The sequence below is a fragment of the Photorhabdus tasmaniensis genome (genome assembly GCF_011189505.1).
Lineage (GTDB): Bacteria > Pseudomonadota > Gammaproteobacteria > Enterobacterales > Enterobacteriaceae > Photorhabdus > Photorhabdus tasmaniensis.
This window is the reverse complement of the sequence record NZ_PUJU01000037.1, coordinates 37,463-47,437: the sequence shown is the minus strand read 5'-3', so window position 1 is coordinate 47,437 and position 9,975 is coordinate 37,463. Positions and strand designations below refer to the sequence as shown.

General features: G+C 34.8%; 8 protein-coding genes. All 8 read left to right on the top strand.

What is annotated here, in order from left to right; all coding sequences use genetic code 11:
* Positions 1 to 103: 103 nt before the first annotated feature.
* The 8 genes from C5471_RS16095 (at position 104) to C5471_RS16060 (ending at position 9,952) form a co-directional block, all read left to right on the top strand.
* Positions 104 to 1,849 carry a carbamoyltransferase family protein gene (locus tag C5471_RS16095; protein WP_133816084.1) on the top strand — a complete coding sequence of 582 codons (1,746 nt, stop codon included), beginning with the start codon at positions 104 to 106 and terminating at the stop codon, positions 1,847 to 1,849.
* 5 nt (positions 1,850 to 1,854) lie between these two features.
* Positions 1,855 to 2,658, top strand: a complete 804-nt coding sequence (locus C5471_RS16090; RefSeq protein ID WP_133816085.1) for a class I SAM-dependent methyltransferase — start codon at positions 1,855 to 1,857, stop codon at positions 2,656 to 2,658.
* Positions 2,651 to 3,715, top strand: a complete 1,065-nt coding sequence (locus tag C5471_RS16085; protein WP_133816086.1) for a pyridoxal-phosphate dependent enzyme — start codon at positions 2,651 to 2,653, stop codon at positions 3,713 to 3,715. Before C5471_RS16090 ends, C5471_RS16085 begins: the two co-directional genes overlap by 8 nt.
* Positions 3,712 to 4,497 carry a hypothetical protein gene (locus tag C5471_RS16080; protein WP_133816087.1) on the top strand — a complete coding sequence of 262 codons (786 nt, stop codon included), beginning with the start codon at positions 3,712 to 3,714 and terminating at the stop codon, positions 4,495 to 4,497. The genes C5471_RS16085 and C5471_RS16080 overlap by 4 nt, the downstream gene beginning before the upstream one ends.
* Entirely contained in the window at positions 4,484 to 5,755 is a 1,272-nt protein-coding gene (locus tag C5471_RS16075) for a PLP-dependent aminotransferase family protein (protein ID WP_133816088.1), read from the top strand. The genes C5471_RS16080 and C5471_RS16075 overlap by 14 nt, the downstream gene beginning before the upstream one ends.
* Before the next feature lie 33 nt (positions 5,756 to 5,788).
* Positions 5,789 to 7,129 carry a hypothetical protein gene (locus C5471_RS16070; RefSeq protein ID WP_133816089.1) on the top strand — a complete coding sequence of 447 codons (1,341 nt, stop codon included), beginning with the start codon at positions 5,789 to 5,791 and terminating at the stop codon, positions 7,127 to 7,129.
* Positions 7,130 to 7,139: 10 nt separating this feature from the next.
* Complete coding sequence (locus C5471_RS16065) at positions 7,140 to 8,984, top strand: asparagine synthetase B family protein (protein WP_133816090.1); 1,845 nt, start codon at positions 7,140 to 7,142, stop codon at positions 8,982 to 8,984.
* A 263-nt stretch (positions 8,985 to 9,247) separates the two neighbouring features.
* The gene (locus C5471_RS16060; protein ID WP_133816091.1) at positions 9,248 to 9,952 is read left to right on the top strand and encodes a phytanoyl-CoA dioxygenase family protein; all 705 of its coding nucleotides are present in this window, start codon (positions 9,248 to 9,250) and stop codon (positions 9,950 to 9,952) included.
* The last annotated feature ends 23 nt before the right edge of the window (positions 9,953 to 9,975 follow it).

Sequence of the window (9,975 nt, the reverse complement as noted above, 5' to 3'; positions counted from 1 at the left end):
CCAGTGAAAAAGCCAGTATTCGGCGCAAACGGAAGATGACCAGTATGAATAGTGCCTATATGGACAAGGTGTTAATAGCAGGATTATGCTCGATGGTTAAACAATGAACACTCACGCTCTCACCCTGTTGGTAGGTTTAGATATGATTATTTTAGGCATTAATAGTTTCTTTGAACACCCTTCTGTTGCTTTATTAAAAGATGGAAAATTATTGTATGCAATTGAGGATGAACGTATAACTAGAATAAAACATGGAAAATCATATACACCTTATAAAACTTATGTGCCATTTGATTCTATCTATGCTGCGTTAAAATATACCGGTATACATTCAAGTGAAATTGATGAGGTAGCGTATTCGTATAGCTCCAAGTTACATTATAAACAATTGATAAATTGTTTTCTTGGCAAACGTAGAAGTAGCTTTCGAGAAGAATATGCTGCTTATAGAAGTGTAAAGAATTTTAAGTTGGCATTACAAGGAAATTTTGAATTACCTTCTAGGTATTCAGATTTGTTGCCGGTAAATGGTTTTAACAATGCTGTTTATATAGAATGGGATCATCATTTAACACATGCTGCATCAGCATTTTACTACTCTAAAATGGAATCCGCTCTAATAGTTGTATCTGATGGAAGCGGTGAAAAAAGCTGTACATCTATATATATCGGTATGGGTTCGAGTATTAAATTACTTGGAAGTATTGATCTGCCTAACTCTTTAGGATTTTTCTACTCTGATTTTACAAAATATTTAGGTTTTGAACCTTTTTCAGATGAATATAAAGTTATGGGATTAGCAGCTTATGGGATTCAGAAATATGACGAAGAAATATCCAGAGTATTAGAGCTGTTGCCAAATGGCCGATATAGAGTTAACTACAATAATATAAAGTTAATTAGAGAAATTGTTCCTCCCCGGAAATATGGTGGTGAATTAAACCAAAAACATTTTGATTTGGCATGTAGTGTACAGCGTAAATTAGAGCAGTGCTTGGAAAGTATAGTCCGACACTATATCAAGGTGAGTGGAGAGAAGAATTTATGTTTAGCTGGTGGTACTTTTCTAAATGTGTTAGTGAATGATCATTTGCGTCGGTTAGATTGTGTAAAAGATATATACATACAGCCTGGTGCTCACGATGCTGGTACTGCACTCGGAGCTGCTGCTTTGAGTTGGGTGGAAAAAGGTGGCGATGCTCAGATTGATTATGATTCAATGTTTTTGGGTTCTAAATATACAGAATCAGAAATCTTATCTGCAATTGAACTGGCAAGAGTCAAAGTTCAAAAAATAGATGATGAAAAGCTACCTGTAGTACTTGCGGAGCTTTTGGCTAATGAAAATATTGTTGCTTTATATCGAGGAAGAATTGAATTTGGCCCTCGTGCTCTGGGAAATAGAAGCCTTTTGGCGTCACCACGCTCAGCAAAAACAAGAGAAAAACTTAATATATTAAAAGATAGAGAAATGTTTAGGCCTCTGGCACCGTTAATTCCTGTGGAACATTTTGATACCTATTTCGATGGTGTTCCAAATAGATATATGATGATGACTGCTAGGGCAAAAAATAATGCAAAGGAATTAATTCCCGCAGTAGTTCATGTAGACGGCACATCTCGTGTTCAGGCTATATATAAAAAGCATGATAGTTTTCTCCATGATGTACTAACAATATTTATGGAAAAAACGGGTGTTCCTATATTAATTAATACTTCGTTTAATGTGAGAGGTAAACCTATAGATTTAACTCCGTATGATGCTCTTGCTTCCTTTTTTACGGTAGGTGTCGATTATCTTCTGATGGATAATTATTTAATAAAAAATCCTAGTCTAACCTCTGAGTAAATTATATGAACAGAGTAATTGAAATGAACGCATTAGCGTGGGATATGAGAACGGCTGTACATATTAATTCGGAATTTTATGGCCTTAATAGGTTTATGAAAGGACATTGTACTCTTCCTAAGATTGATAAACAGTTACTAGGGGAGATAAGAGGGAAAAGAGTTTTACATCTACAATGCCATTTTGGTTTAGATACTCTCAGTATCGCCAGGTATGGCGGAATATGTACTGGCTTAGATATATCCGCCGTAGCGATTAATAAAGCTAGAGAACTTGCTGAGAAGATGGGAATTAAAGCAGATTTCTTGGTTCGTGATATACATGAATTATCAAAATTTGATCACGGAACATTTGACATGATTTATACCTCATATGGAGTCTTATATTGGGTAAGTGATTTATTTCGATGGGCTACTGATATCAAGAAACTACTTTCACCACAAGGCAGGTTAATTGTTATTGAATATCACCCATGTTTGAATATCTTATTCCCTGGTTCTTTAGCGGGTGAAGGCGGATATTTTGATAGAAATGTCGGTATCACTAAAGTGACATCTGGGACGTACGCTGATCGCAAAAGTGACATTTCCTATGTAGAAACGAGATGGTTGCATTCTTTGGGTAGTATCCTTCAGTCCGTCATATCAGGTGGTTTGATTCTTAAGCATTTCGATGAACATCGGTTTTCACCATATCCAATAGTCCCATCGTTGACTGAACGATATTCGGATGGCTGGGGAGAGAATTGTTTAGAAAAAAGTCCTCCATACCTTTTTTCTCTAGTTGCAGAGCGACAAGATCATGTCTGAGATAGCAAATAAAGTTAAGTTAGAAACCAAAATGTTTTTGGGTGAACATTATATTGAGCCTATTGATATAGGTTTCTTCCCAACGCCTTTAATTGTCGAAAATAGAATATCCAAAGAGATAGGAAGGAAGATCTTGATTAAACGGGAAGATATGGTTGATGTTTTGGGGTGTGGACATAAATTGAGAAGAATGAGGTATTTGCTGTCTGGCATTAATTATAATGAAATCGATGCATTAGTCACTATTGGGAGTGTTCCTTCAAACCAAGCAAAAACAGTTGCCTTGTTCGCTCGAATTCTTGAGCTTGAGTCACATATTATTATTGGAGGAGATAAACAAACGAAACCTTCAACTCTCTCTGGGAATTATTTAGTTACAAAGTTAATGGCAGACTTTGTACAATGGTATGAATTCACTTCTTGGATAAAAATGAAAGAAATCGCACAAAAATATTCTGAACAGTTATCTAAGCAAGGTATTTTGAACTTTTTTATTGATTCAGGAGCTTCTCAAGAGTCTGGGCTAATTGGTAGCATAGAATTAGGTATTGAGATTAAAAATCAGTTAGATATTGAAAAAGAAAGTATAAACCACATCGTAATTTGTGCTGGCTCGGGAGCATCAGCCGTAGGTTTGGCGATTGCTTCAGAACTTCAGCAAGCATCGTGGACAATACATGGGATTTGTATTGGAGAAGGTAGTGAAACAGTATTGACGCATTCTATTGATTTGATGAATACCTGGAATAAAAAGCTTGGTACTGAATTTAATCTTGAGAAAGTTAAATTTTATGACCATGCCATAGGATTAGGCTATGACGAACCTACTGATTATGAAATTGAGATATCAGAGTATATTTTAAAACAATACGGAATGTTGTTTGACTTAAATTATATGGTCAAAACGTTTATAGGTATGAAAATTTTATTGGAACAAGAAATTATACCGAAAGGTGAAACAATCGTTTTAGTTAATTCCGGTGGAAATATTGGTTTCTTTGACAGCCATTCCAAAAAAATTTCTAATAAACGAACAGAGTATGGAGGTGCGTTGTGAATTTCAGTAGAACAATTGATAATAATTTCAAAACGGATAGACCATATTTGGGGACTGTTTTCACTCATTTAGCATCGTCAATATATCACGCTTTCTACCATCATTCATCAACACTTACTTTGATGAGCAAGGTGTCTGATCTTTTAAGAAATTATGGACGAGATGGTTTACATCATACCGTAAACTACTTGCTTGACAATGAAGTAACATTAAACGCAATAGCTCAGAAAAGCTATTTACAAGGAAACGGTTTCTACAAAATTGTTTTATTAGAACAACCTGAATATAGCATACGTTTACATATTTGGCTAAATGGTATAAGCGCTCAAGAAAATTTGCATAGTCACAGGTGGCCATTTGCTTCAGTTGTAACTGATGGGCACCTAAAAAGCGAAATATGGATCGATTCCGCTTTACCAAACACGCCGGAGTATCAGGAGTTTTTTTACATTGGGAAGCACTCATCTTTAAGGGAGGCTGGTACTGCTCGTGTTGAACTCAAATGCTATTTGGAACATCAAGCAGGGGATTCTTATGTATTGATGCCAGATGTCTTACATAGAGTTGTCGTCAACCCTTTATCTGAAATGACGGCTACTGTCATTTGCAGAGCCAAGCATGCCATGCAGTGGTCACGTAATGTGAATGTTAACGAAACCATTCCAGATGTAACTCCACTATATATGCGTACTAATGAGCTCCATTTATTACTTATAAAGTACCTAGATATAAGTTCAAAAAGCACTATATTTGAATCGGGGAGGGGAAATGATAAGTGTTGACAACATAGCTGACAAAATCCTGGAAATAAACAATAGATCAAAGTCAATAATAAGCTTAGTTCCCAGTGAAAACATTCTTTCCCCTCTTGCGCGAGTGCCATATCTTTTGGATGTGCAAGCCAGATATTATCTGGATGACTTAAGACTTTTTGGGGAACGTTGTTTCCCATCAGGGATAGATGTGGAGGAAATTGAAAATGATATTTTAATACCTACGCTTTCGACGTTATCGAAAGCTAAATATATTAGTATACGTCCGATTTCTGGTTTAAATGCAATGACTATTGGTATCTCCGCACTCACGTCACCAGGAGATAGGGTGTTGTCAGTTCCTATGAACTATGGTGGACATGCTAGCACTTCGTACGTTATCAAATGCCTTGGTTTGAAATATACAGCATTAGAATTTTGTAACGTTGATACATTAGATCTGGAAAAATTAGAAAGTTGTCTCAAGGAATTTAAACCCCGGTTAATATATATCGATCAATCGACATTTCTCGTACCGCTAGATCCACTACCTATTCGAGAAATTGTGGATCGGGTCTCTCCCGGCACAATGATTTTTTTTGATACAAGTCATACGAATGGACTGATTCTAGGAGAATCTTTACCAAATCCTTTAGATAGAGGTGCTGATATATTTGGTGGCTCCACACATAAAACTATGCCTGGGCCACAAAAAGGTTTTCTAGCGACAAATCAAGAGAAGTTATTTGAAAAAATCCAATTAGAAGCTGATCATTTGGTCAGTCATCATCATTCTGCAAGTGTTTTATCATTGGCCATTACTGTAGACGAGTTTATAAACTGTAAAGGTAAGGAATACTGTCAACAACTTGTTAAGAACTCAAAAAAGTTGTATGAAAACCTACAATGTGAGGTATTTAATGTCCAGCACCCAGTTTACAACATGAATCCGTGCCACCAGATTTGGTTTCAAGGGCGGAATATATCCAACTCAACGATCTTTACCAATTTGAATAAGGTAGGAATTAAAGTCAATAAGGTTAAAACATTTCCTGGTAACTTTGGTGGAGGATTTAGGATCTCTGTTGCTGAATTTACTCGACTAGGTGCTAAAAACAAAGATATTGAACAACTCTCATCAATTTTAAAGAGCGCTGTAATCAGTAGTTCGTGCTTTGATGTTGAAGACTGTTCGGACAAAGTTAAGTATCTAAAACGGCAAGTTTCTAAGCCTAAATATTGCTATGATGTCCCCTCTGATTTTTATTCACGGTTGGAATTATTATAGACTCATATGCTTTTTTGACTCAGGAAATTTGGTATGAATAAAAATAAATCTGGTATTCCAAGTATACTCATGGAGTTAAAAAAACGTGGATTCACACTCTCAGAACAAATTATACCTTCATTAGACAAAAAATTGTCCGATTACCTTTTGGAGACAGTTAATGTACAACTGTCAAGTGCGGCTAATCATGCATTAAATGATTTTCTAGGCGTATTAGAAGAATATTTATCAAAATTTAGCGTGGAGAGTCAGAAGATATGTTATGTTTTATTAAAGACACCTGTTTTACAACAGGCTGATCATTCAAATTTACTTCTAGACCAAGAGACATTTTTGAATAACTTCATTCATGGTTTGAGCTTGGGATTAAACGGCGATGATATTGGTTTAACTTTACAATGCTCTACCGTGAGTTGTTTGACAAAAAGAAATCCTATTAAAGGACCAACTTTTTTAAATATCCGTAATGAATTAATAGCACTAGTTGACTTATCAAAACGAAGATTAAAGAATACTTCATTTTGTAGTTTACCTAAGCCTTTCACTTTTAAAATCAATCAAAATTTTGACGAAAAAAATAGTGCCGTCAACCAATTTTTGAAAAGGATAAATGGACTCACATTTCCAACGGCTGAATCAGCTTATGCTTTAATAAATGTAGAAATTGGAAAATTAATAACGAAACAAACCGGAGCTCATATATATTTCATTGATGAATATTTTACTAATGAACTTGCTGTAAGTCATATAAAAAATAGGAGAAGCCCTATATATACTATTATTTTTGATGAAGAAGTTAGATCGAAATTATTGAGTAATAGAAATTCTTTTATTAGATCGAATGAAAATAGAGTTCTAAGCAATAATCAACCTGATTTTTTCTGGCTGAATTCTAGTGGTAAACTCAAACCACTAAAAATTCTTAATCGCGGATCAAATTTGGTGTTTAGAGAATACAATAGTCCTTTAAATGAAATCGAATTATCAGCGAATGAATTAAATAAATACCTAATGGAAGGACGATTTTTTTGTGATCGATTTCTTGGGTATATGATGCGCTGTCTGGTCAGCGGTGTGAGGGCAATAGGGGGAACGAGTCAACAAGATTCAATTGAACACTATTTGGAAATTATTAGACGTACAGACAGTGAAATATCATTTTTGAATGAGAAGGATAAGGAAGTTATCTTCCGAGATAAAGCTACTATGCTTTCTGGTTCAGCTTTGATTGAAATAGATGATGAACTGTATAAAGTACTTAATGATCTTAATCCAGACTCAGATCTTTCGGGACTTTCCAGTGCACTATTGTCAAATACAGTTCGCTCATCAATAGGTGAGTTCGCATGTGCTGCTTATTTATTAAATAGATAGGATTTATAAAATGGGTGGGATAACTGGAATATTTTCACAAAATACCTTACAGCAATCAAATGAGGCTATTATTGCTGCTATGACTGATTTAATTATGAATCGTGGACCAGATTTTAGAGATATTTATTATGGTAAAAATTTCGCTGTTGGTCAAACAGCTGTGAAAACTTGTCGTATGCAACAAACTCCATGTGAGCCAATATCTTATGATCACAATGGAATAATGGTGGTGATAGATGGAAAAATAGATAACAGTGAGCAATTAAGGCATGAACTTAAGCAGATTGGATATCATTTTTCAGGGGAGTCAGATTCTGAACTTATTCAGAAAATGTATGCTGAACATTGTGAATCATTCTGTGAAAAAATTGATGGAAGCTATGCGCTGGCAATTCATGATAGATCATCCGGGTGCCTTATTCTTGCTAGAGATAGGCTAGCAGAAAAGCCGCTGTATTACATGATAGTGAATGACTGTGTTTATTTTTCATCAACTCCGTTGGCTTTAATGGCGACACCTGACTTTAATTTTGAGGTCAGTGCTATGGGGCTTATCCAGTATCTGGCATATACACAATGTCCACCACCAGAAACAATATTTGCAAATATCTATAAAATTCCTGCTGCACATTTAGTGATATTTAATGGTATTCAAAGTAAAAGTATTTGCTATTGGAAGGTTAAATATCTACCACGCCAGGATATAAATTATACTGATGCTGTAGAACAACTTCATGAGATTTTATCAGAACGGGCAAAGCTGTTGTTTGATATCGATGTACCTTTTGGCATACTTTTATCTGGAGGCGTTGATTCCAGTGTATCTCTTGGGTTGGCGTGTAATACTACTGGTAGTGCAATTGAAACATATACTCTTACAGGTTCAAATCTTGGAAAGATTGATATTGAACAAACAAGGGCAGATATTATTTCGAAGTTGTATAAGACGAAGCAGCATGTATATTCATTTGCTAATATGAATTTTAGTGATTTCTCTAGAGTTATTCAAAACTATCCCGAGCCAATAGGTTTAGTAGATAGTATCCATGTTGCTTTGCTGAGTGAAATGATAAGAAATGACGGTATAAAGATAATATTTTCAGGTAATGGTGCTGATGAAATATTTTTTGGTTATACAAGTTATTTAAATCTTCTTGAGGAATGTTCTGCTTTATCAGGTTTAGATATTATGCATCAAAAAAGCTTGCTAAGAGAACAGCATTACAAGATGCAAATGCTGTCGTGCCAATATTTAAAAGAAAGTGTATCGTCTAAGCTATCAAAGTGTTTGGTTATTAATGATTTTTACTTCGACATATTTGAGTCTGAAGATATATTTGAGACTCAAGTATTCTTAGATTTTATGCTCACTTTGAATCATTCTGCGTCTTTTTTTGAATCTACTTCAGTGAATTATGGTGTTGAACATCAATCAATTTATCTTAACCAGAAGTGCTTAGAGTTTTCTGCCAGCCTACCAAGGAACTTCAAGATTGATATACATGGTAATTTAACGAAAAAAATCTTAAAAAGTATTGCAGAGAATTATATGCCTAAATATATTATTTATAATAGAAAACTGGGTTGTGGCAGTGGAATCGATTATAAGAGTATATTTTCTTATTATTGGAACGATGAAATACGATCTCTCTTTCACTCTGTACTTCATCAATATTCTACTATCTTTGAATATGATTCAATAGAGAAATTGATGAATAAAGTATTGTTAAGAATATCATCTAATGATGAATATCTAACTTTCGTCAAATTACTCATTTTATTTTGTTGGCTAGATGGCATTCCAAATATACAAACTAAAGTAAATAGGGTTGTAAAGAAATATATGAACAAGTAATTGGGGGAAGAAAAATAATTGGCTTATTGATATGTAAGAGGATCCATTTTCATGATACATATGCCGAGTGGCATAGATAAGCGTCAGGCCATTTTAATGACGCGCGGCGATTATCAATATTATTAAGAGGGAATGCAGAAAGATTGTATGGGCAATGATAAGAGATGGTAAAGAAAAGATAGGTTAGTCCATGACTGGCTAAAACCGAATTTTTTAAACCAGAACTAAAGCCTTACAAACGGGATGCGTTCATATAGTTAACAATGAATTTTAATGACTTTAAAAACAGCATAAGTTGCGATCTTTCATATTGTGATCATATCACTCAACTTGAACAAATTGGCTTTACAATTTTTCGCACCGTATTGAGTTCAACGTTTATAAATCAGCTTTTACTTGAACTGACGATTCTTGAGGCAGATGTGACGGTGCATAATAAGATTGAGAATAGAAATTTTAAATTCTCACCTACTAGATTTATGATTCATGATATTCATAAAGAAAATTATGTTGCGGTTAATCAACTAGTCAACTCTGGGAAAATTAGGCAATTTGTAGCACAAGCAGTCGGTGGTACTCTAGTTTGTCTGACTGCTACTTTTGCTAATTGTAAGCCGGGAAACCCCTCTCTTCCTTTGCATACGGATTATGATCCTTATAGCTACAATATCTATCGTCCGAACTATCCTTCTGCACTACGAGTTATTCATTATCTTGATGATTTAGCAGTTAATCGTGCACCGTTGCGTTTAATCCCTTATTCTCATAATTTCCTTCATCGGGATTTCCAATATGATTTTAGCTCCAATCATAAGAGAGATGACGAATTTATTCCTAAAATAAAAAAAGGAGATGTTGTGGTTATAAACCCTAAAGTTATTCATGGGACTGGGGCCAATACATCAGATCAGGATAGACGTATTATTGCAATTACCTATTATCCAATTTGGTCTAAGCCATTAAATTAAATTATTTTATGGATATAAGAGAG